Origin of the sequence: Candidatus Foliamicus sp. (assembly GCF_965221325.1) — a bacterium.
Classification (GTDB): domain Bacteria; phylum Pseudomonadota; class Gammaproteobacteria; order Steroidobacterales; family Foliamicaceae; genus Foliamicus.
Genome location: NZ_OZ244880.1, coordinates 258,669 through 279,194, shown reverse-complemented (window position 1 = coordinate 279,194; position 20,526 = coordinate 258,669). Strand labels below are relative to the sequence as shown.

General features: G+C 63.9%; 18 protein-coding genes. 14 read left to right on the top strand and 4 right to left on the bottom strand.

Annotated elements, in window-relative coordinates:
• Positions 1-6: 6 nt before the first annotated feature.
• Positions 7-1,080 carry a molybdenum ABC transporter ATP-binding protein gene (gene modC / locus ACWCOO_RS01305; RefSeq protein ID WP_446831173.1) on the top strand — a complete coding sequence of 358 codons (1,074 nt, stop codon included), beginning with the start codon at positions 7-9 and terminating at the stop codon, positions 1,078-1,080.
• On the opposite strand, the gene ACWCOO_RS01300 is transcribed toward modC, so the two are convergent.
• Positions 1,049-1,894, bottom strand: coding sequence for a methyltransferase domain-containing protein (locus ACWCOO_RS01300; protein WP_446831172.1), 846 nt, complete (start codon positions 1,892-1,894; stop codon positions 1,049-1,051). The two genes, modC and ACWCOO_RS01300, sit on opposite strands and share 32 nt — an antisense overlap.
• 73 nt (positions 1,895-1,967) lie before the next feature.
• Between ACWCOO_RS01300 and ACWCOO_RS01295 the strand changes: the two genes are divergently transcribed.
• Positions 1,968-3,869: an MFS transporter gene (locus ACWCOO_RS01295; RefSeq protein ID WP_446831171.1), complete on the top strand. Its 1,902-nt coding sequence runs from the start codon at positions 1,968-1,970 to the stop codon at positions 3,867-3,869.
• Positions 3,870-3,890: 21 nt separating this feature from the next.
• Here the strand turns inward: ACWCOO_RS01295 and ACWCOO_RS01290 are convergent, their stop codons facing one another.
• A complete protein-coding gene (locus tag ACWCOO_RS01290; protein WP_446831170.1) occupies positions 3,891-4,601 on the bottom strand; it encodes an SDR family oxidoreductase in 711 nt (236 codons plus the stop codon).
• Between the two features lie 40 nt (positions 4,602-4,641).
• Here ACWCOO_RS01290 and ACWCOO_RS01285 point away from each other — a divergent pair, with 40 nt between their 5' ends.
• The 4 genes from ACWCOO_RS01285 to ACWCOO_RS01270 all read left to right on the top strand — a co-directional run bounded on the left by ACWCOO_RS01285 (position 4,642) and on the right by ACWCOO_RS01270 (position 10,994).
• Positions 4,642-5,355, top strand: a complete 714-nt coding sequence (locus ACWCOO_RS01285) for a double zinc ribbon domain-containing protein (RefSeq protein ID WP_446831169.1) — start codon at positions 4,642-4,644, stop codon at positions 5,353-5,355.
• A 60-nt stretch (positions 5,356-5,415) separates the two neighbouring features.
• Positions 5,416-8,436, top strand: coding sequence for an L-glutamate gamma-semialdehyde dehydrogenase (locus ACWCOO_RS01280; protein ID WP_446831168.1), 3,021 nt, complete (start codon positions 5,416-5,418; stop codon positions 8,434-8,436).
• A gap of 52 nt (positions 8,437-8,488) precedes the next feature.
• Positions 8,489-8,821, top strand: coding sequence for a hypothetical protein (locus ACWCOO_RS01275; RefSeq protein WP_446831167.1), 333 nt, complete (start codon positions 8,489-8,491; stop codon positions 8,819-8,821).
• Between the two features lie 451 nt (positions 8,822-9,272).
• The gene (locus ACWCOO_RS01270; protein WP_446831166.1) at positions 9,273-10,994 is read left to right on the top strand and encodes a methyltransferase domain-containing protein; all 1,722 of its coding nucleotides are present in this window, start codon (positions 9,273-9,275) and stop codon (positions 10,992-10,994) included.
• Positions 10,995-11,254: 260 nt separating this feature from the next.
• Here the strand turns inward: ACWCOO_RS01270 and ACWCOO_RS01265 are convergent, their stop codons facing one another.
• Positions 11,255-12,394, bottom strand: coding sequence for a PA0069 family radical SAM protein (locus tag ACWCOO_RS01265; protein WP_446831165.1), 1,140 nt, complete (start codon positions 12,392-12,394; stop codon positions 11,255-11,257).
• Positions 12,395-12,501: 107 nt separating this feature from the next.
• Here ACWCOO_RS01265 and ACWCOO_RS01260 point away from each other — a divergent pair, with 107 nt between their 5' ends.
• The 3 genes from ACWCOO_RS01260 (at position 12,502) to ACWCOO_RS01250 (ending at position 14,905) form a co-directional block, all read left to right on the top strand.
• Positions 12,502-13,650: an efflux RND transporter periplasmic adaptor subunit gene (locus tag ACWCOO_RS01260; RefSeq protein ID WP_446831164.1), complete on the top strand. Its 1,149-nt coding sequence runs from the start codon at positions 12,502-12,504 to the stop codon at positions 13,648-13,650.
• A 138-nt stretch (positions 13,651-13,788) separates the two neighbouring features.
• On the top strand, positions 13,789-14,463 hold the full coding sequence (locus ACWCOO_RS01255; RefSeq protein ID WP_446831163.1) for an ABC transporter ATP-binding protein: 675 nt from the start codon (positions 13,789-13,791) through the stop codon (positions 14,461-14,463).
• A 106-nt stretch (positions 14,464-14,569) separates the two neighbouring features.
• Complete coding sequence (locus ACWCOO_RS01250) at positions 14,570-14,905, top strand: hypothetical protein (protein WP_446831162.1); 336 nt, start codon at positions 14,570-14,572, stop codon at positions 14,903-14,905.
• Positions 14,906-15,076: 171 nt separating this feature from the next.
• On the opposite strand, the gene ACWCOO_RS01245 is transcribed toward ACWCOO_RS01250, so the two are convergent.
• Positions 15,077-15,850, bottom strand: coding sequence for a queuosine precursor transporter (locus ACWCOO_RS01245; RefSeq protein ID WP_446831161.1), 774 nt, complete (start codon positions 15,848-15,850; stop codon positions 15,077-15,079).
• Between the two features lie 115 nt (positions 15,851-15,965).
• Here ACWCOO_RS01245 and ACWCOO_RS01240 point away from each other — a divergent pair, with 115 nt between their 5' ends.
• The 5 genes from ACWCOO_RS01240 (at position 15,966) to ACWCOO_RS01220 (ending at position 20,484) form a co-directional block, all read left to right on the top strand.
• Positions 15,966-17,177, top strand: coding sequence for an ABC transporter permease (locus ACWCOO_RS01240; protein ID WP_446831160.1), 1,212 nt, complete (start codon positions 15,966-15,968; stop codon positions 17,175-17,177).
• A 4-nt stretch (positions 17,178-17,181) separates the two neighbouring features.
• Positions 17,182-18,384 (top strand): ABC transporter permease, encoded by a 1,203-nt coding sequence (locus tag ACWCOO_RS01235; RefSeq protein WP_446831159.1) that lies wholly within the window; start codon positions 17,182-17,184, stop codon positions 18,382-18,384.
• Positions 18,385-18,412: 28 nt separating this feature from the next.
• Positions 18,413-19,111 carry a glutathione S-transferase family protein gene (locus ACWCOO_RS01230; RefSeq protein WP_446831158.1) on the top strand — a complete coding sequence of 233 codons (699 nt, stop codon included), beginning with the start codon at positions 18,413-18,415 and terminating at the stop codon, positions 19,109-19,111.
• 8 nt (positions 19,112-19,119) lie between these two features.
• Positions 19,120-19,767 (top strand): glutathione S-transferase family protein, encoded by a 648-nt coding sequence (locus ACWCOO_RS01225; RefSeq protein WP_446831157.1) that lies wholly within the window; start codon positions 19,120-19,122, stop codon positions 19,765-19,767.
• A 66-nt stretch (positions 19,768-19,833) separates the two neighbouring features.
• A complete protein-coding gene (locus ACWCOO_RS01220) occupies positions 19,834-20,484 on the top strand; it encodes a glycerol-3-phosphate acyltransferase (protein ID WP_446831156.1) in 651 nt (216 codons plus the stop codon).
• Positions 20,485-20,526 lie beyond the last annotated feature (42 nt).

Sequence of the window (20,526 nt, the reverse complement as noted above, 5' to 3'; positions counted from 1 at the left end):
ACCGCAATGCTCGCCATCAAAGCGCGCAAGAACCATGCCGGGTTCGAATGGCGCGGGGAACTCGAGCTCGGGTTTGGCGTGACCGCCCTGTTCGGCCCGTCCGGAGCGGGCAAGACCACCCTGGTCAACATGGTGGCCGGTCTTGTGGCGCCCGACGAAGGCGAAATCAGGATTGGACAAAACTGCGTATTTAGCAGCGCGCAGGGCATAAACCTTGCCCCCGAACGCCGTTCGGTGGGTGTGGTGTTTCAGGACGGGCGCCTTTTCCCCCACCTGAGCGTGCGCCGCAACCTCACCTACGGGCGGCGGCGCAGCGCACAACCGCTCTCAAGTTTGGACGAGGTGGTCGAGCGGCTGGAATTGGGCGCGCTGCTCGACCGTCGCCCGATGTCCCTGTCCGGGGGCGAACAGCAGCGCGTGGCCATCGGCCGGGCGTTGCTTACCGACCCGGAAGTGTTGTTGCTCGACGAACCGCTGGCGGGTCTGGACGGCGCTCGGCGCAGCGAGGTGCTGGACATGCTGACTCGCCTCGGTCAGAACGAGAACCGGGTTTTGCTCTACGTCACTCACCAAATGCGCGAAGTGCTGCGCCTGGCGGATCGCCTGGCGCTGATCGACGCAGGCCGCATCAAGGCGGTGGGGTCGCCTCAGGAATTGTTGGGAAGGCCGGAACTGCAGCGGCTTACCGGGCGGCACAGCGCCGGCGCTCTGCTGATCTGCCGCATGGAGCGCAGCAACGACGGCGACGGCCTGAGCCGTCTAAGCTGCTGCGGCCAGCGCCTCCTGGTGCCGCGGCTGGAAAGAAATCTGCCCCAGGGCAGCGAGGTGGTGCTGAAGGTGCGCGCCGGCGATGTGGCCTTGTCGCGCGAAGCCCAGCAACAGAGCAGCGCGCTGAATGTTGTGAGCGGCGTCGTCGAGCGGGTGCTGGAAGAAGACGAAGCGTTCAGCAACGTGGTCGTGGACATAGGCCAGACGCTCTGGGCGCGCATTACCCGCCGTTCCGCGCGGGAGCTGAACTTCGCGGCCGGGCAGCGGGTTTACGCAACCATCAAGACGGCTTCCCTGGTTTCCGAATACTGATCTGTTCCAACGGCACCTCGGCCGGCTCGCGGGCCCCGCGCGGCGGCGCCACCCAGGCCTGGCCATAGACGACTTCAATGCTTACCGGTATGACGCCCTCGGCGTTGCGTCCCGCTTCCAAGGCTCGCGCCACGGCAAGCCGCCGCCCGCGCTGCGCCAGACCGGACCCCGGAGGCGTCATCGCCCGGCTTGCGCCGCTGTGGCGCAAATCGTTTTCCAAAGACCTGTAGTCCGCATACTGCACGCTGAAACGCTCAGCGCTCATCACTGGGTCGGCGAACCCGGCCCGGAGCAGCGCATCGCCCAGATGATGCATGTCCAGCAGAGTTTCCGGCTGATCGTTCCAGCCCACACTGCGGCGCGCGGTGCGCAGCTCCTTGAGCGTGTCCGGGCCGAACATCGAAAAGAACAGCAAGCCCGGCGAATCGAGCACCCGCAGGAATTCCGCCAGCGCCGCGCCGATGGATGGGCACCATTGCAGCGCCAGGTTCGAGAACACCAGTTGCGCGCAATCGTCGGCCAGCGGCATTTGCTGCATGTCGCCGCACAGGCGCTCGCCGTCGGCGACCCGCAACATGCCCAGGGAAGAATCCAGCCCCAGCACGCGCGCGGCGGGGAAGCGCCGTTGCAGTTGCGCGCGCGCCGCGCCAACCCCGCAGCCGGCGTCGATGACAAGGCGCGGCTCCAACCGCACCCATTCCAACTGTTCCAGCATGCGCCGGCGAAATTCCGCGTAGAGAAAATCGCCGCGCGAGAATTCCTCGGCGCAGCGGTCGAATGACCGTCGTACCTGGAGCGGGCGCGGGCGCGACATCGAACGCGCCTTAAGCCGGCAAGACCGGCCCTGCGGTTAACATGCGGTCCTCTTGAACACGACGAGGTCGAGCGTGGCCGACAGCAAGCCGGACGCTGCCGAGGCAAGCGCGAGCCGCGGGCAGTTCGCGCTGTTGCGCAGCCGGCGGTTCGCTCCGTTCTTCGTTACCCAGGCGCTGGGCGCTTTCAACGACAACGTGTACCGCAACGCGGTGATCGTGCTGATCGTGTTCGGCGCGCCCGCGGTCAACGCCGACGCCCTGGCCAACCTCGGCGCGGGCCTGTTCGCGCTGCCGTTTTTCCTGTTCTCCGCCTGGGCCGGCGAAATCGCCGACCACGGCGACAAGGCCGCGCTGACGCGTCGGATCAAGATAGCCGAGGTGGGCATCATGCTGCTGGGCAGCCTGGCCGTGGCTTCCGGGCCGGTATGGGCGGTGATGGCCGTGCTGTTCCTGATGGGCACGCAATCCGCCTTCTTCGGCCCGATCAAGTACGCCATCATCCCGCAGCACCTGCGCCAGTCCGAGCTGGTGGGCGGCAACGGGCTGGTGCAGATGGGAACCTTCGTGGCAATCCCGGTGGGCTTGCTGCTGGGCGGTTTGCTGGCGGCTTCCGAACCCACAGCCCTGCGGCCCTGGCTGATCGGCGGCGTGGTGGTGGGTCTTGCGGCCGCCGGATACCTGGCCAGCCGTTTCATTCCGGCGGCCCCGCCCGCTCCGGACGCCGGCCGAATCTGCTGGAATCCGCTCACCGTGGTGGCGCGCATGGGCCGCGCGGCCGCGTCCAAGCGCTCGGTTCTACTGTCGGTTCTGGGCATTTCCTGGTTCTGGCTGCTGGGCTCGGTGGTGCTGGCGCAGATGCCCAATTATGGCAACGCGATTCTCAACGCGAACGAAACCGTCACGACAGCGCTGATGGCCACGCTGGCAATCGGCATCGGCGTAGGGTCGATGGTTTGCGAATGGCTGTCCGGGCGGCGCGTGGAAATCGGCCTCACGCCCATCGGCAGCCTGGGCTTGAGCGTGTTCGCGGCGCACTTTGCGCTGACCACCATGCACCCGGTCACGCCGGATGCCGGCTTTATGCAATTCCTGGCGGCCGGCGGCTGGACGCCGCTTCTCGACCTGTTTCTGATCGGATTTTTCGGCGGTCTCTACGCCGTGCCGATGTATTCGATGATCCAGCAACGCACCCAGCCGGAAACCCGCGCACGCGTGATCGCCTTCAACAACATCGTCAATGCCTTGTTCATGGTGCTCGGCGCGGCCTTGAGCATCCTGGTGCTGGTGACGTGGGAGCTCGGCATTCCTGACCTGTTCCTGGCGCTGGCCGCGATCAATCTCGCGGTTGCCGTGTTCATCTTCTGGGAAGTGCCGGAGTTCGTCGCCCGCTTCATGGTTTGGTGCCTGATGCGCAGCCTTTATCGGCTGCGCTTCGAGAATCTCGACCGGGTGCCGGAGCGCGGCGCCGCGGTGCTGATATGCAACCACGTAAGCTATGTCGATGCGCTGCTGATCCTGGGGGTGCTGCGCCGCCCGGTGCGCTTCGTGATGATCAAGCGCATCCACGACATTCCTGTTCTCAACTTCATTTTCCGCAGCGTGGGCGCGGTGCCGATCACGCGCCGCAGCGACGACCCCGAAACCTATCAGCGGGCCTTCGAGTCGCTCACCGAGGCGCTGCGCAACAGGGAACTGGTGTGCATCTTTCCGGAAGGCCATATCACCCGCGACGGCAAGCTGCACGAGTTCCGCCCGGGAGTGCTCAAACTATTGAGCCAGGCGCCGGCGCCGGTTATTCCGATGGCCTTGCGCGGACTATGGGGCAGCCTGTTCTCGCATCAAGGGCGTGGCGCCTTCCGCGGCGGACTGAAGTGGCTGCGCGCGCCGGTGCAACTGATTGTCGGCGAGCCCCTGGCGCCGGAAGGTCTTACCACCAGGCAACTCTACGAAGAGGTCGAGCGCCTGCACGCGTAGCCGAACGCCCGAGCGGGCGTGTCACCAGTTCACGGATTCGCCGAAACGGTTGATGAATTCGCCGGAACGCGAAGATTCCAGGCTCTCGAACAATTCCTGCTGCATGCGCACGCTTTCCACGGGGTCCACGGGCGCTTCCGGGCCGCCGAGATCAGTGCGGCACCAGCCCGGCGCCATCGCGATTACGGTAATTTCCTTCCACTCGAGCGCCATGCCCTTGGTAAGCATGTTGAGCGCCGCCTTGCTGCTGCGGTAGCCGTGCGCGTGACCGATGGAGTTGTTGCTGATCGAGCCCATGTCGCTGGACATATTCACCAGCAACGGATGCGCAGCGGCTTCGAGGTGGGGCTTGAAACACACCGCCACCTTGAATGCCGCCAGCACATTGATTTCGAGCATCTCGCGCCAGAGGCCGAAGTCCATGCTTTCCAGCGACTGGTAATGCATCCCTTCAAATGCCGATTTCGGGCCGTAGGTGCCGGCGTTGTTGATGACCATATCCAGCGATTCGCCGCTCAGTTCCTCAGCCACGGCCTCGACCCTGGCATGGTCGGTAACGTCCATGGGCACCAGCCGCAGCGAGCCCCCGTCGTCCGCCGCTATCGAATTCAAGCCCGGTGCTGCTTCCGGGTTGCGCGCGGTGGCGATCACTTCCCAACCCTTCGCCAGATATTGCCTGGCATGCTCCAGGCCCAGTCCGCGCGAAGCGCCGGTTATCAAGACTCGTGGCATAGGGATTTCCCTTCGGCGTGGGGGCGTTAGCATAACCGCAATGGCGCATTCCGAACACTTACCGCACTCCATCGCGCAAGTCCTGCTTCCGTGGCGATGCGACCTGTGCGTGGGAATCGCCCCCGAAGGCCGGGGTTTGTGCGAAGAATGCGCGGGCGACCTGCCGACGAACACGCAGGCGTGTCCGCGCTGCGCGCGCGCGCTGGCGGTTACCGATAGCTCGGGCCTGTGCGGACACTGCGCGACGCAACCGCCGCAATTTCATCGCACCGTGGCGCCGCTGAATTATGGCTATCCGGTAGATCGGCTGTTGCTGGGCTTGAAGTTCGGCAAGCGCATCCACCTGGCCCGCGCGCTGGCGCAACAAATCGCCTTGCGGGTGCGCTGGGAGCTGGAGCGCGGTGCGCTGGACATGCCGGATGTGCTGGCGCCCGTTCCACTGCACCCCAGGCGGCTGGCCGAACGCGGTTTCAATCAGGCCGAGGAAATCGCGCACTTCATTGGCCGGGAGATTGGCGTGCCGGTGCGGCCGGAACTCTGCCGCCGGACACGAAACACGCGCATGCAGAGCCGCTTGAACGACAACGAGCGCCACGCCAACGTGGCGGGCGCCTTCGTCTGCTCGCAATCCCCCATACGGGCGGCCATTGTCGATGACGTCGTAACCACGGGCGCCACAGTGGAAGCAATGGCAGGCGCGCTTGCCGGCGCGGGGGCGGAATATCTGCAGGTCTGGGCAGTGGCGAGGGCATAATCGCAGGAAGAAATAACTGATGAAATAGGCAGCCAGACATAGATAAAGAACAGGTGCGAAATGAGTAGTGCGCTAAATCGGATCGACAAACACAAATTTGCTGGCGAAACACGACTGATAGGCCGACTGGCCGGCGACTTCACGCTCGACGAAGCCGCCCGGCGGGGCATCGTGGAACAGGCCGCGCAACTGGTGCGGCAGGTGCGCGCGTCGCCCAAGGGGCCCACCATGCTGGATGCGTTTCTGAACGAGTTCGGGCTCAACAACGACGAAGGCGTGGCGCTCATGTGTCTGGCCGAGTCGTTGCTGCGAGTGCCCGACCCGAGCACCGCCGACGCCCTGATTGCCGACAAGCTGGGCCCCGGGCAGTGGGATGAGCACCTGGGACATTCGAGTTCGCTACTGGTCAACGCCTCTACGTGGGCGCTGATGCTCACCGGCCGCGCCGTGTCCATGCGGCGCTTCGAGGGGCAGACAGGCGACGGGGTACGGCGGTCGCTGGCCGGGCGCCTGGGAGAGCCGGTGATCCGCGCCGCCACGCGGCGGGCGATGAGCATCCTGGGCCAGGAATTCGTGATGGGCGAAACCATGGAAGCCGCCGTCAAGCGCGCCTACAAGCTCGATTCCAGCGTGCAATACTCGTTCGACATTCTTGGTGAAGGCGCGCGCACCGCCGAAGTGGCCGAGGACTACTTCCAGGCGTATTGCGAGGCCATTCCGATGGTTGGCACTCGGCAGCCGGGCAGCGGCGAACGGCGCTGCGGCATGTCCATCAAGCTCACCGCGCTGCATCCGCGCTACGAAGCCCGGCAAGCGGAGCGGGTGCATGACGAAATGTATCCGCGCCTGCTCACGCTGTGCGAGCTGGCCAAGCGGCACGATATTCCGCTGTGCCTGGATGCCGAGGAGGCCGACCGGCTGATCCTTTCTTTGGAACTTGCCGAGCGCCTGTGCGCGGAGCCCTCGCTGCGCGGCTGGGACGGCCTGGGGCTCGCGGTTCAGGCCTACGGCAAGCGCGCCAGGCGCGTAATCCTCTGGCTGAGCGAACTGGCGCAACGCACCCGGCGGCAGATTTCCGTGCGGCTTGTGAAAGGCGCCTACTGGGACGCCGAAATCAAGCGCGCGCAGATTGCGGGGCTGCCGGACTACCCGGTGTTTACGTCCAAGGACAACACCGACACGTCGTATCTCTGCTGTGCCCAGGCACTTCTCGCCCAGCGCCCGCACCTTTACTGCGCCTTCGCCACCCACAATGCGCACACGCTTACTACGGTGCTGGCGCTGGCAGGCGACCGCTCCGACATGGAACTGCAGCGCATTCATGGCATGGGCGAGCGGCTGCACGAAACCGCGCGCGAGATGTTCGCGGATTTCCCGCCCGTTCGCGTGTATGCGCCGGCAGGAGAATACAAGGACTTGCTCGCCTACCTGGTCCGCCGCCTGCTGGAGAACGGGGCCAACTCCAGCTTCGTGAACCGACTCTACGACGAGGCGCTAGAACCGGAAGCCATCGTGGGCGATCCGATGCGGACTGCGTTGGCCCGCACATCGTCCACCCTGCCCACGCCCGGCCTTCTGTATGGGCCGGACCGCCCCAACTCCGCCGGCTACGATCTGGCCTCGCGCACCGCTTTGGGGCGCCTTACGGTGCTGCATTCGGAACCGTCGCGTGCGGTGGAACCGGAGGTCGTTACCCCGGCTTCAAAGGAAATCGACGGATGGATCGCAAGCGCGGCTCAGGCCCAGCCGGCCTGGGATGCGATGGGCGGAAGGCAACGCGCCAACATCTTGCGCCTGGCGGCGGATGCGCTGGAAGACGAGCGCGGCGAGTTGTTCCGCGTGCTGGCGAGCGAGGCCGGCAAGACGGTGGACGACGCGGTTGCCGAAGTGCGCGAAGCAGTGGACTTCATGCGCTACTACGCCTGCCGGGCCGAAAGTGATTTCGACAAGCCCATGCGGCAGGACGGACCTACCGGAGAATCCAACGACCTGAGCCTGCATGGCCGCGGCGTGTTTGCGTGCATCAGCCCCTGGAATTTTCCGCTGGCCATCTTTGCGGGCCAGGTTTCCGCCGCCTTGCTTGCCGGTAACGCCGTAATCGCCAAGCCCGCCGAGCAAACGCCGCGTATCGCGCGGATGGCCGTGGACGTGCTGCATGCCGCCGGCGTGCCGCCGGAGGTCCTGACGCTGGCGGTAGGCGCAGGCGAGGTGGGAGCGGCGCTGGTAGCGCATCCGGGCATTGCCGGCGTGGCCTTTACCGGCGGAACCGAAACCGCGGCGCGCATTCAGTCTGCGCTGGCCGACAAGCCCCAGCGCCCCATCGTGCCGTTCATCGCCGAAACCGGCGGGCAGAACGTGATGATCGCGGATTCTTCGGCGCTGATCGAACAGACCACCGACGACGCCATCCGCTCCGCGTTCCTCAGCGCCGGTCAGCGCTGCTCGGCGTTGCGCGTGCTGTGTGTGCAGGAGGAAGTAGTCGATACACTGCTGGAATCGATTCGCGGCGCCACGGCCGAGCTCGCGATCGGCGATCCGCGCGATTACGCCACCGACATCGGCCCCATCATCGACACGCCGGCGCTGGTGCGGATTCAAGCGCACATCGAACGCATGCGGTCACTCGGCTGCGAGGTCTGGAGCGGCGGACGGCTTGCGGAGGGGGTGGAAGGATCGTACATCCTTCCGCACATCATCGAACTGGAGAGCCTGGAGCAATTGGAGGGCGAATGCTTCGGTCCTGTGATGCACGTGCTGCGCTTCGACGACGCTGGCATCGGGAGCCTGGTGGATGCGATCAACCGCCTCGAGTACGGCCTCACCCTGGGCATTCAAAGCCGCATAGACGCTCGCGTGAACGAGATCGTCGCGCGCGCCCGCGTGGGCAATATTTATGTAAACCGCGACATGGTGGGGGCAGTGGTGGGTGTACAGCCTTTCGGCGGCATGGGCCTGTCCGGCACCGGCCCCAAGGCCGGCGGCCCCCACTACCTGCATCGCTACGCCGTCGAGAAAACCGTCACCATCAACACCACCGCAAAAGGCGGCAACGTGGAACTGCTGCGCGAGGTCACCGCCTGACACGCGGTATAGCCACCAGCGCGGAGGCGGCGGGCACGGCTACAATTCAAGGATGGCTTCCACCGCTTTCGACATATTCGAGGCTGTCCGTGCATTGGAATCCGCTGGCATGGAGCGTACGCAAGCGGAAGTCATCGCCAGGGCGATACAGCAACTGCAATATCAACAGTATGCAACCAAGGCGGATGTAGCCGCGCTTCGCGGCGATTTGGCTGGGCTTCGAACCACCGCGTTGGAGCCCCAAAACGCGAATAAGGATTTTGGTAATCACGCGGCGGGATTGCGAGCGGATTTTGCCGGGTTTGAAGCCCGCATGACCAGACGCATCTACGTCGGCGGGGCATGGCTCGCCGCAGTTATTGCTGCATTCCAACTGTTCACCTGAACCAAAGCAGCCGAAAGCCGGGGCGCACAAGCTAAAAGGAGCAGCGCCTTTACGATCAATGGTGTGCGTCGCCGCAAAGGGCTCGGCGCCCTCGCCGGCTAGCGTTGCGCGAGAGAATTAGGGCGCCCCGAATTCAGGTCGGACTGTCGGTAGTCGGCGTTGAGAAGGCGCTGGGCCGATTTGGTAGCGAACCCCCAATGGGATACTCGAACCGCCGGGGCATCGCGTAAACATCTCAACTTGGCTCGAAATGATCTAGACTGGCGAGCGCGGAGCAGCCAGCTTGCCTAATAGACTACGGCTTGAGGAGGCAGGCAGGGATACGCCGCGACAAGCAACAAGAAGAATTTCGATTACCAGGCAGAAAGTGCCCACGCAGAAAGCACGAGGTGGATCAGACAAGAGCCGAAGCGCTGTCCACGAAACATCTGAGCGGGACGGAAGTTTCGGGGTGCGGGATGTAGTTGCGGTCTATGACGCGGCAGCACCTGAGCTCTTCCAACACTACGAAGAAATTCCGTTCAGCGGCGCTCATGGGGCCGTTATGCGCCTGTTGCCCGAATCGTCCAGCAATGTGCTGGACGTTGGCGCGGGAAGCGGGCGGGACGCCGCGTGGTTTGCAGCGCACGGACACAACGTGGTCGCTGTAGAGCCTTCGGCGGGATTGCGCAACGCGGGCAGGAAGGAGCATAGGTCATCGAGAATCCGTTGGCTCGACGACCGGCTACCGACACTGGAAAAGGTGTTGCGCTCAAAGGCCTCTTTTGATCTCGTGTGGGTAAGCGCCGTCTGGCACCACTTGCCAGCAAGTCAAAGGCGGCGTGCTTTCCGCAAGCTTGTATCGGTGCTCAGCCCCGGCGGCAGCATAATGATCAGCCTTCGCCAGGGTCCGCCGTCGCCAGGACGCCCCCTGGCGCCAGTCAGTGCAGCGGAAGTCTCAAGACTGGCTCTAGATCACGGGCTTCAGATCATCCTCGAAGAAAAATGCGCGGACTGGAGCGGGCGCAGCGAAGTTTCCTGGGACGTTGTTTGGCTCCAGTTGCCGGACGACGGGACGGGGGCGTTGCCGCTCTTACGGCACATCGTGTTCAATGACAAGAAGTCTTCGACCTATAAGCCCGCCCTGCTGAGGGTGTTATTGCGAATCGCGGATGGGGCAGCCGGATTTGCGCGAGACGGCCCAGACGATGATCACGTCGATTTGCCTCTTGGGCTGGTTGCGCTCTTCTGGGTCCGGACGTTTCAGCCGTTGATTAAGGCGAGCCTTCCCCAACTCCCCGCGGGCAACGAGCGCCTGGGCTTCGTAAATTCCGACTTTCGCGAACTCATGAAGCGCTCACACTTCGACTTGCGGGTAGGCCAACGCTTCGAAGGCGAGGATGCGGAGAGATTAACCAGTGTGCTCCGGACAACCGCCGACCTCATTCTCCGCATGCCCGCAGAGCACATCAAGTATCCGGGTAGCAGCAAACACGTTTTTCATGGCGTTCGTCCAGGTAAGGGGCGCACTGAAAACAAGAACTCAATATGCATTGATGAGGTGTTCTTGTGGTCTTTTGGTTCCTTTTCCGTGCCCCGCAATCTCTGGCAGGCCATGGCCCGTTACGCTTCTTGGCTGGAACCTGCTGTACTGAACGAGTGGATCCGATTAATGCGTAGATATGAAGGCAACACTGGCGGGGGACCGCAATCCTGGGACTTGCACTTCAGAGCGCTTCGGTGGCTTACGCCAGAACATGACATAAGTGTTGCTCGCGCGTGTGCAGAAAAACTGCGCTCCAATGGATCCCTGTACTGCGTGTGGACCGGAAAACACCTTAGGCGTACGTACGCTATTGACCACTGCTTCCCTTTTGCCGCTTGGCCATGCAATGACTTGTGGAATCTCCTGCCCAGCGACCGGAACGCAAATAGCGGGAAATCCAACCGGCTCCCAAGCCAAGAGGCATTGCATGCAGCCAGATTTCGACTTCAGGATTGGTGGACTTCCGCGTATCAAGAGAATGTGCAACTGAAGGAAACATTTGAACATGAGGCCCGCAGCGCCTTGCCTGCGGCCGTTTTAGCCGGCGAGGCAATCACGCCTGAATCCCTTTTCGAGGGCTTGATACTCCAGCAGACAGTCTTGAAACGCGACCAGCAAATCCCCGAATGGGAGCCGACTACCACTTGACCTTACGCATGCCTGCCGTATCCACCATATGCGAAATAGGGTGCTTTCTGGCGGCGGACGGCGGCCGCCGTGCATGTTTTGCTGGTTTCGAAGCGGCCGATCGAAGCGCCCGCCAGTTTGTCGGGGTGCGAAGTTCCTGTGCAAAATAGAAATGAATTTCTATTTTGCACGCCATTGCTGCGCCGCAAACGGCCTGCCGAAACTCCATAGGCTGCGCGGGGCGCCACTCTCTGTCCGTGCCGATAGACCCTCGGCGCGAATCAAGTGCGAGGGAGCAAGGACAGTTGTTCGCCGCTATTCTGCGGGCTGTCCGGCCTTCTGCTCTTCGGCGTTGGCGGCGGCAGGGGGCGGCGGAATTGGGTGCTGTCGAGCGGCGGGCGGCGGCCACCGCGCAGGTTGTGGCGGCGGCAGGCGCGGTCGAAGCGTTGGCGCAGGAGTTCGGCGTAGAGACCCTGGCCGCGCATGCGGCGGCCGAAGGAGTGATCGTTTTCGCGGCCGCCGCGTATCTGGCGCACTCGGCTCATAACGTGCTTGCTGCGCAAGGGGTACTGTTCGTTCAGCCAATCCTTGAACAACGGGCGTACTTCGTTGGGCAGGCGCAGCACCGTATAGCCGGCCCATAGCGCGCCGGCAGCGGCGGAGGCCTCAAGCACGGCTTCGAGTTCGTGGTCGTTGAGCGCCGGGATGACGGGCGCGAACATCACGCCGGTGGGAACGCCGGCTTGGGTCAGCCGCTCAATCGTCAACAGACGTCGACGAGGCGAGGCCGCCCGCGGTTCCATGCGGCGCTTGAGTTCCTCGTCCAGTGTGGTGACGCTGAGGATTACATGGGTCAGATTGCGGCGCGCCAGTTCGGAAAGCACATCCAGATCGCGCTCCACCAGCGCGGACTTGGTGACGACGGCCACCGGATGGCGGGCTTGCAGAAGAATTTTCAGGAGCGCGCGGGTTGTGCGTAGTTGTTTTTCCACCGGCTGATAGCTGTCGGTGTTGACGCCCAGCGCGATGGGCGCGCAGCGATAGCCTGGATGGGCCAGCTCGCGCAGCAAGAGCTCTGCGGCGTTGGGCTTGTGCACGATCTTGGTTTCGAAATCCAGTCCGGGGGAGAAATCGAGATAGGCATGCGAAGGCCGGGCGTAGCAGTAGATACAGCCGTGCTCACAGCCTTTGTAGGGGTTGATGGAGCGGTCGAAGCCCACATCGGGCGACTTGTTGCGGCTGATGATGGTCTTGCTACGCTCGGCGAACAGCTCGGTTTCCGGGCGCGGCGCGGTTTCGGCCACGCCTTCGTCGAGTTCGGTGGTTTGGCTTTCGAACCGCCCGGCGAGGTTGCCGCGCGCGCCGCGGCCGCGAATGGAGAAGCCGGCGCGAGGCAGAGTGTTGCGGGACGAGGAGGCCATCGCAGGAAATATAACTTGTGCGCGGATGTCTGCAGTCAGCAGGATGCGCCGGATGGGCTGGGTTCCGCAAGCCGTACTTGCCCGCAGCCCGCTATACTCACGCACCCATGCGAGCGGTATTGAAATACGGTCTGTTGGGCGTTGCCGGGCTCGCCGTGCTGCTCATGCTCAGCAACTGGCTGTTCGGCGAAGGCGACGCCCTGGAAGTGCGCGTGGCCGAGGTCTCGCGCGGCGAAATCCGCAAGACGGTGCTCAACACGCGCGCCGGCACCGTGGATGCCTGCCGGCGGGCGCGGATGTCGCCCGCTTCTGCCGGGCAGATTGCCGGGCTTCCCGTAACCGAGGGCGACGCGGTAAGCGCAGGCCAGGTGCTGCTGGAAATCTGGAACGAGGACCTGAAGTCGGAAATCGAGCTGTCCGAACGCAATCGGGTGGCCGAGAAGTCGCGGGCAGCGGAAAGCTGCACCCGCGCGGACCTGGCGGCACGCGAGGCGCAGCGGCTGGCCAAGCTGCAGGAAGACAACCTGGTGTCGGAGGAACAGCGCGAGCGCGCCGAGGCCGAAGCCGAAGCGCGGGCCGCTTCATGCAAGGCCGCACAGGATTCCGCAAGCGCTGCCGAGGCCCGCGTGGAAGTGAACCGGGCGCGCCTGGAGCGGACCATTCTGCGCGCGCCTTTCGATGGCGTGATTGCGGAAATCAACGGCGAGCTGGGCGAATTCGTCACGCCGTCGCCGGTGGGCGTCGCCACTCTGCCTACGGTGGATGTGATCGACAATAACTGCTTGTATATCACCGCGCCCATCGACGAGGTGGACGCGCCGCTGGTGAAGGCGGGGCAGCAAGCGCGAATCGTGCTTGACGCCTTCCCCGATCAGTTCTTCCCCGGCGTGGTTCGCCGTGTGGCGCCATATGTTCTGGACCTCGAAAAACAGGCGCGCACCGTCGAAATCGAGGCGGAAATCAACGATCCGCAGCGCTACGGCCTGATGCCGGGATACAGCGCAGACGTGGAAGTGATCGTGGACACGCGCCCGGATGCGCTGCGAGTGCCCACCGAATCGGTGGTGGAGGACAAGCGCATCCTGGTGCTTGACGCAGACGAGGGCCTCATCAAGGAGCGTGAAATCTCGGTGGGCCTCAGCAACTGGGAGTTCACCGAAATCACCTCCGGCGCGGCGGCGGGGGAGAAAGTGATCCTGAGCCTCGACCGCGCCGGCGTGGAGCCGGGCGCGCGCGCTGTCGCCGCAACGAACTAGGGCCGGTTAACGTTATGCGCCGCCGCTCCGGCAGGCACTAGCGCTCTTGCCACGCACCCGGGAAGAGACGCTGATGCAGCCATGCCAGCTTGACGCGAGGTCAGGCCGAGTTCCGGCGCGCATACGAGGCTTTGCCTGATGTTGTCGCTCACCAGCGTGTTTCGCGACTACCCGGTGGGCGAGCAGGTGGTCCACGCGCTGCGCAACATTACGCTGGAAATCGACGCCGGCGAGTATGTGTCGATCATGGGGCCTTCCGGTTCGGGGAAATCCACGCTGCTCAACATCATCGGGCTTTTGGATTCGCCGGACGGCGGCACCTACCACCTGCTGGACGAAGACACCTCGGCGATGTCGGACGATCAACTCGCGCGCACCCGCCGGGAAGTGATCGGTTTCGTTTTTCAGTTCTTCCACCTGGTGCCGCGCCTGACCGCGTTCGAAAATGTGGAGCTGCCGCTCACGCTGGCCGGCTGGAGGCGGCGCAAGCGCCGCGAGTTGGCGGAGCGCGCATTGCGCCGGGTGGAGCTCGCCGACCGCATGGAGCATCGGCCCAATCAGCTTTCCGGCGGCCAGTTACAGCGCGCCGCCATCGCGCGTTCCATAGTGATGTCGCCCAAGTTGCTGCTGGCCGACGAACCCACCGGCAACCTGGACTCTCGCTCCAGCGCCGAAATCATCCGGCTCCTGGAGTCGCTCAATGAAGAGGGATTGACACTGGTGGTGGTGACTCACGACCCGGAACTCGGCCGCCGCGCCCGCCGCAGGCTCACGATGCTGGACGGCCGCATAGGAGACGACGAGCGGCTTTGATCGGGCGCGGCGCGGGCTGCAAAGCCGCGCGCGTCGCTTTAATGCATGTGGAAAACACGTGATAAGGTTGCATGGCACTTTGCAATCCAATGGGAGGAATGGGGTTATGGCTACACGAGTCGTCTATGGTTTGGCAATTCTGGCGGCGATTATCGAGGGTTTGGCGGGCGGCGCGGTGCCGGGCGGCCTCCTCCCTCTGATCATGGTCATTCTGGGTGGGGCCTACGCGATCATGAATATTGACGCTGCGAAGCCGCAGGCCTTCCTGACCACCGCACTGGTGATTGCCGCGGCTGGCGGCGCCGATGTTCTCTCGAACATACCTGCGGTGGGCAACTTTCTTGACGCCATCGTGGATCAGGTCGCCATCGTTTACCTGGCCGGCGGCGTAGGCGTTCTGGGCGTGCGCGCCTGGAACCTCGTCTCCAAGGGCAGCCTGTAATCTCAAACACTGCGGGCGCATGCGCCCGCAGTTAGTGCCAAGCCCGCGGCGCTGTTGTCGAAGCGCCGCGGGTTGTTTTTTCGCGGCGCCCCGCCTGCGAGGGCGGATGCGCGGCGCATTTTGTGTGCTCCCGACTATTTCGCCCTTGTCCGCGCAGTAGGGCGCTGCTGTTCAGCGGGCCGGGTGCTGGTCCGTTGAGCGCTGTGTTGCCGGCGCGAACTGGCCTTGCCCGCGCCAACTCTTTGCCCAATAGATGAATGGCGTATCGATAACGGCGATCCCGAACTTGAACACGTACTTGGCCGCAGCCAGTTGCAGCGCTGTCACGAAATCGACGATTCCCCACCACACCACGAGCCCGTAAATCAGCGTATCGACGACCTGCGACAGCAGCGTGGAGCCGGTATTGCGCAGCCACAGATGCTTTGCCCCGGTGGCCTTGCGAATCCGGTGAAACACCCAAACATCGAAGCTCTGACTCAGTAAATAAGCCAGCAACGACCCGAACACGAAGCGCGGCGTGTAGTCGAACAGCGCGGCCATAGCCTCGTGAATGCCCAGCGCGTAGGCGGCGGTTTCCGGCTCCTGCGTAGGCTGATACAGCAGGCCCACCTGGGTCAGCACCACCAACATCACGCTCACGGCGAAGCCCAGCAGCACCGCGCGCTGCGCTTCGCGGCGTCCGTACTTCTCGCTCAGCAGGTCGGTGGCGAAGAATATGCTGGAGTAGAGGATCACGCCCATGCTGGTCTGCAGCCCCAGGATCATGGTGAGCTTGGGGCCTTGAATATTGGCCAGTAACAGGCTGAAAACGATCACGCCGTAGAGCCCGTAGCGGCCGAACAGCCGGAACATCAGCACGGCGAAGCCGAGGTCCAGCATCACGGTAACGAACCATAGCCACGCCTGGTGGTGTTGGAAAAACTGCTCGATTGCGAAAAACATGGACCTTTGAAACGTGGCGCGAAGGCGCGCTACTTTACCCCGCCTGCTGCATCAAGCGGGACGCACGCCGCAACAACATGGGGCAAAATGCAGGCGACGCTGGCACAGAAAGCCGATGAAATTCCACGATCTGCTGTTGATGGCCACGCGGGCCCTGTTCCGCCACCGCCTGCGCGCCTGCATGATGCTACTGGCCACCTCCATCGGGGTTGCCTCGGTGCTGCTGCTCACGGCTCTGGGCGAGGCGGGGCGGCTGTTCGTGACCGGTGAGTTCCGCGTGCTGGGCACCGAACTCATCGTCGTGCAGCCGGGCAATCCGGGCACCTCCGGCTCCAGTCCATTCGGATTCATGGGCGAGACGCCGCGCGACCTCACGTTTCGGGACGTGGAGGTGGTGCGCCGCGTGCCCGGCGTGGTGCGGGCGGCGCCGATCATGATGGGCCGGCTTCCGGTTTCCTGGGGCGGACGCGAACGCCAGACAATGGTGGTGGGCGCGAATCATGACTACGCCCGCATACGCAAGCTCGAATTGAACGCCGGCACGTTCTTCCCGCGCATGGACATGGACCGCATCTCCCCGGTCTGCGTGGTAGGCCAGGTAATCGTCAGCGAGCTCTATCGCTCCACGCCCGCACTGGGTAGCTGGCTGCGGCTGGGCGAATCGCGCTGCAGAGTGGTGGGCATCATCGCCGACAGCGGGCAGAGCATCGGCATCAATACCGGCGAAATCGTGGTGGCGCCGGTGGGGTTCATGGCAACGGTCTATAACACCGAGGCGCTTACCAACATCCTCGTGGAGGCGCGCTCGCGCGAAGCGGTGCCCGGCGTGATCGAAGAACTGACCCGCAGGCTCATCGAACAGCACTACGGCATGCACGATTTCGTGACCATTACCCAGGACGCCGTGCTGTCGGTTTTCGACGGCATCTTCACCGCCATCACCGCCGCTCTCGGTGGAATCGCGGGGATCAGTCTGATCGTGGCCGGCATCCTCATAATGAACGTGATGCTGGTGGCCGTGAGCCAGCGCACCTCGGAAATCGGACTCTACATGGCCATCGGCGCGGCACGGCGGCAGATCATGCGCCTGTTTGTAAGCGAAGCGGCGATACTCGCGGCCATGGGCTCGGCCTGCGGATTGTTGTTCGGTTATCTCCTGATCGGATTGGCGCGCCAAGCCTTCCCGAGTCTGGATTTTCGCCCGCCGTGGTGGGCGGTGGCAGCCGCCATTGTGACGGCGGTGGCGAGCGGTCTGATTTTTGGTGCACTGCCGGCCCGCAAGGCCGCGCGCATGGACCCGGTGCAGGCGCTGCGGGGACGGCTCTAGCCCAGTGAACGTCCCTGATCTTCTGCACCTGGCGCTGCGGGCGCTGGCCATGCATCGGCTGCGAACGCTGCTCACCGCGCTGGGCACCGGCGTGGGGGTAGCCGCCGTAGTTCTGCTCACCTCCATCGGCGAGGGCACCTACAAATTCATTGAGCATGAAGCCACCCGCTTCGGCACCCATTTCCTGGTCGTGACTCCAGGCAAGGACGAAACCTTTGGTGGTCCGCCGGGCATGCGCACCAACACCGTGCGACCGCTCACCCTCGACGATGCACTGGCCATCCGGCAACTCGATTCGGTGGTGGCGGTGGCGCCGGCGGTCATGGGACTGGCCGAAATCGAACAGGGCGGAGTCAAGCGCAATGTCATGGCGCTGGGCACCGGCCCGGAGCTTCCCGAGATCTTTTCTTTCGAGGTGGCTGCCGGCCGTTTCCTGCCGAACGAGGATCTGCTGGCGGCGCGACCGCTGGCAGTGCTGGGCAGCACGCTCAAGAACGAGCTGTTCGGCGCGGACAGCGCACTGGGCGCGTACATAAGGGTGTCCGGACAGCGCTTCCGGGTGATCGGCGTGCTGGCCGACGCGGGCACCACCGTGGGTTTCGATCTCAATGAAATCGCCTATATTCCGGTCAAGCACGCCATGGAAATCTATAACGTTCTGGGCGTGCAGGAGATCGATGTGCGTTACCGCGAAGAGCGCCCCGCCGCCGAGGTGGAGGGGGATATCACGCGGCTTCTCATGGCGCGCCACGGTGCGGAAGACTTCTCGATCACGACGCAGGACCAGATGCTCAACACCATGCGCGTGATACTGAGCACGATTACCGCCGCGGTGGCCGCGCTGGGGGGAATATCGCTGGTGGTGGGCGGCGTGGGCATCTTCACGATCATGACCATTTCCATTCAGGAGCGCATCTTCGAAATCGGACTGTTACGCTCGCTCGGCGCGCGCCGCCGGGAAGTGCGGCGCCTGTTTCTGGCCGAAGCGCTGGCGTTGGGCGTGGCCGGAGGCCTGCTCGGCCTGGTTCTGGGTCAAGCAGCCGCCTGGCTGCTGAGAGCGCTGGTTCCCTCCATTCCGGTAAGCGTTTCGGCGGGCTATACGGTGGCGGCCATGATGATCGCGGTAGTTATAGGCATACTGGCAGGCGTAGCGCCCGCGGTACGGGCGGCGCGCATGAATCCCGTGCTGGCTTTGCGCGCCGAATAGATCTGTTTTTACGGCCTGGAGAAGCAACTTGATCGACCTCTATTACTGGCCCACTCCCAACGGGTTCAAGGTTTCCATCATGCTGGAAGAGTGCGGCCTGCCGTACAAGCTGATTCCTGTGAACATAGGCGCGGGCGACCAGTTCAAACCGGAGTTCCTGGCCCTGAACCCGAACCATCGCATGCCGGTGATCGTGGACCACGAGGCGCCGGGCGGCTCTCTTTCGGTATTCGAATCCGGGGCGATACTGGTGTACCTGGCCGAAAAAACCGGACGCTTCCTTCCCACCGACACGCACCAACGCTTCGACGCGCTGCAATGGCTGTTCTGGCAGATGGCCGGGCTGGGGCCCATGGCGGGACAGGCGGGGCATTTCCTGATTTATCAGGAAGGCAAGCACGCCTACGCCACCAAGCGCTACACCACCGAATACGGCCGACTGCTGGCGGTTATGGAGCGGCGCTTGCGCGACCGCGAATACCTGGCCGGCGAATACTCGATTGCCGACATGGCCTGTTTGCCCTGGACGACTCCCTACGAGCGGCTGAACCAGAGCCTCGACGAGTTGCCGGGTGTGGCGGCCTGGATCGACAGGCTCAAGGCGCGCCCCGCCGTGCAGCGCGGCATGGACGTAGGCAAGGAACTGCGCTCCGACCAGCCGCTCACCGAAGAGCAGCGCAAGATGCTCTACGGACAGACCGGAAAGAAAACGCTCCAGAAAACGTAACCTGACCCATGAAACTCTACGACTACGCGCACGCGCCCAACCCCAAGCGTGTGCACATGTTTCTCGCCGAGAAAGGCCTGCGCCTGGAACGGGTGCAGATCGACCTTACGAAGGGCGAGCAACTCAGTGCGGATTACCGGAACGTAAATCCGCTGTGCCAGGTGCCGGTGTTGGAACTCGACGATGGAACGCGCATCAGCGAGTGCATCGCCATCTGCCATTACCTTGAGGAGCTCCATCCCGATCCAAACCTTTTCGGAGCAAACCCAAGCGAGCGAGCGGCGGTGCTGATGTGGAATCACATAGTGGAGCAGGAAGGGCTGCCGGGGCTGGCCGACGCGCTGCGCAACAGCATAGACATGTTCAAGAACCATGCCCTGCCGGGCCCCACCGAGCACGCCCAAATTCCCGAACTCATCGAACGCGGCCGCAAGCGAGCCATGAGTTTCCTGGATTTCATGGATCGGCGGCTGAGCGGCCGGGAATACCTGGCGGCGGACCGTTTCACGCTGGCGGACATCACACTGCGCGCTTCGGTGGACATGGCGGCGCGCATGGCCCGCAGGTTCGAACTCGAAGTGTTCGACGGCCGGGAGGCTCTCGCCGCCTGGCACAAGCGGCTGTCGGAGCGCCCTGGCATAGCCCAAGCTGCATAAGTCGCGATATTCGGAACCGAACCTTCCAGTATTTCAATAACCGCACCGCCGACACACCATTCCACCATGCTTGAACTCGGCCTCTCGCTCGTATTCGCCTACCTCGTCGGCTCGATCAATTTCAGCCTGGTGCTGGGCCGCTTCCGCAACCTGGACGTGCGCGAAGTCGGCAGCGGCAATGCCGGCGCCACCAATGCCCTGCGGGCCGCCGGTTTCTGGTTCGGGCTCGCGGTGATGATCGGCGACGTGGGCAAGGCACTGGTCGCGGTTGGCCCGCTGGCGGCGCTGGCGCATTCCCTGGGGGGCGGCGAGGAGTTTTCGCTGGCCTGGGTGCAGGCAGCCGCTGGGGCTTCGGTGACGGTGGCCCACTGTTATCCGCTCTGGCACGAATTTCGCGGCGGCAAGGGCTTCGCCACACTGCTCGGCGCTTACCTGGTGCTGCATCCCCCGCTGGTGGGTGCGGTAGTGGGAGTGTGGATACTGACGCTGATTGCAACCGGCTACGTGGGCGTGGCCACCATTGTTGCGGCGATCGCGGCGCCCCTGATGCTCGTCTTCGCGATGAGCGCAACGGGGCCGGAACTGCTGTGGCTGGCGATCGGCGCGGCGTTGTTCATCATCTGGACCCACCGCAGCAACATCCGCGATCTGCTCAATGGCACGGAATATCGTTTCGACCGGGCGCTGGTCGGCAACTGGTTCAAGAAGGAAAGCTGAGTCCTGTACGATCGCGACCTACTGCTTGCAGCGCTCAGCCCG

Coding starts and splice junctions, on each gene's coding strand:
- ACWCOO_RS01220 (WP_446831156.1), top strand. CDS start 19,834: ATGCTTGAACTCGGCCTCTCGCTCGTATTCGCCTACCTCGTCGGCTCG.
- ACWCOO_RS01255 (WP_446831163.1), top strand. CDS start 13,789: ATGTTGTCGCTCACCAGCGTGTTTCGCGACTACCCGGTGGGCGAGCAG.
- modC (WP_446831173.1), top strand. CDS start 7: ATGCTCGCCATCAAAGCGCGCAAGAACCATGCCGGGTTCGAATGGCGC.
- ACWCOO_RS01280 (WP_446831168.1), top strand. CDS start 5,416: ATGAGTAGTGCGCTAAATCGGATCGACAAACACAAATTTGCTGGCGAA.
- ACWCOO_RS01240 (WP_446831160.1), top strand. CDS start 15,966: ATGAAATTCCACGATCTGCTGTTGATGGCCACGCGGGCCCTGTTCCGC.
- ACWCOO_RS01275 (WP_446831167.1), top strand. CDS start 8,489: ATGGCTTCCACCGCTTTCGACATATTCGAGGCTGTCCGTGCATTGGAA.
- ACWCOO_RS01265 (WP_446831165.1), bottom strand. CDS start 12,394: ATGGCCTCCTCGTCCCGCAACACTCTGCCTCGCGCCGGCTTCTCCATT.
- ACWCOO_RS01250 (WP_446831162.1), top strand. CDS start 14,570: ATGGCTACACGAGTCGTCTATGGTTTGGCAATTCTGGCGGCGATTATC.
- ACWCOO_RS01285 (WP_446831169.1), top strand. CDS start 4,642: ATGGCGCATTCCGAACACTTACCGCACTCCATCGCGCAAGTCCTGCTT.
- ACWCOO_RS01300 (WP_446831172.1), bottom strand. CDS start 1,894: ATGTCGCGCCCGCGCCCGCTCCAGGTACGACGGTCATTCGACCGCTGC.
- ACWCOO_RS01260 (WP_446831164.1), top strand. CDS start 12,502: ATGCGAGCGGTATTGAAATACGGTCTGTTGGGCGTTGCCGGGCTCGCC.
- ACWCOO_RS01225 (WP_446831157.1), top strand. CDS start 19,120: ATGAAACTCTACGACTACGCGCACGCGCCCAACCCCAAGCGTGTGCAC.
- ACWCOO_RS01290 (WP_446831170.1), bottom strand. CDS start 4,601: ATGCCACGAGTCTTGATAACCGGCGCTTCGCGCGGACTGGGCCTGGAG.
- ACWCOO_RS01245 (WP_446831161.1), bottom strand. CDS start 15,850: ATGTTTTTCGCAATCGAGCAGTTTTTCCAACACCACCAGGCGTGGCTA.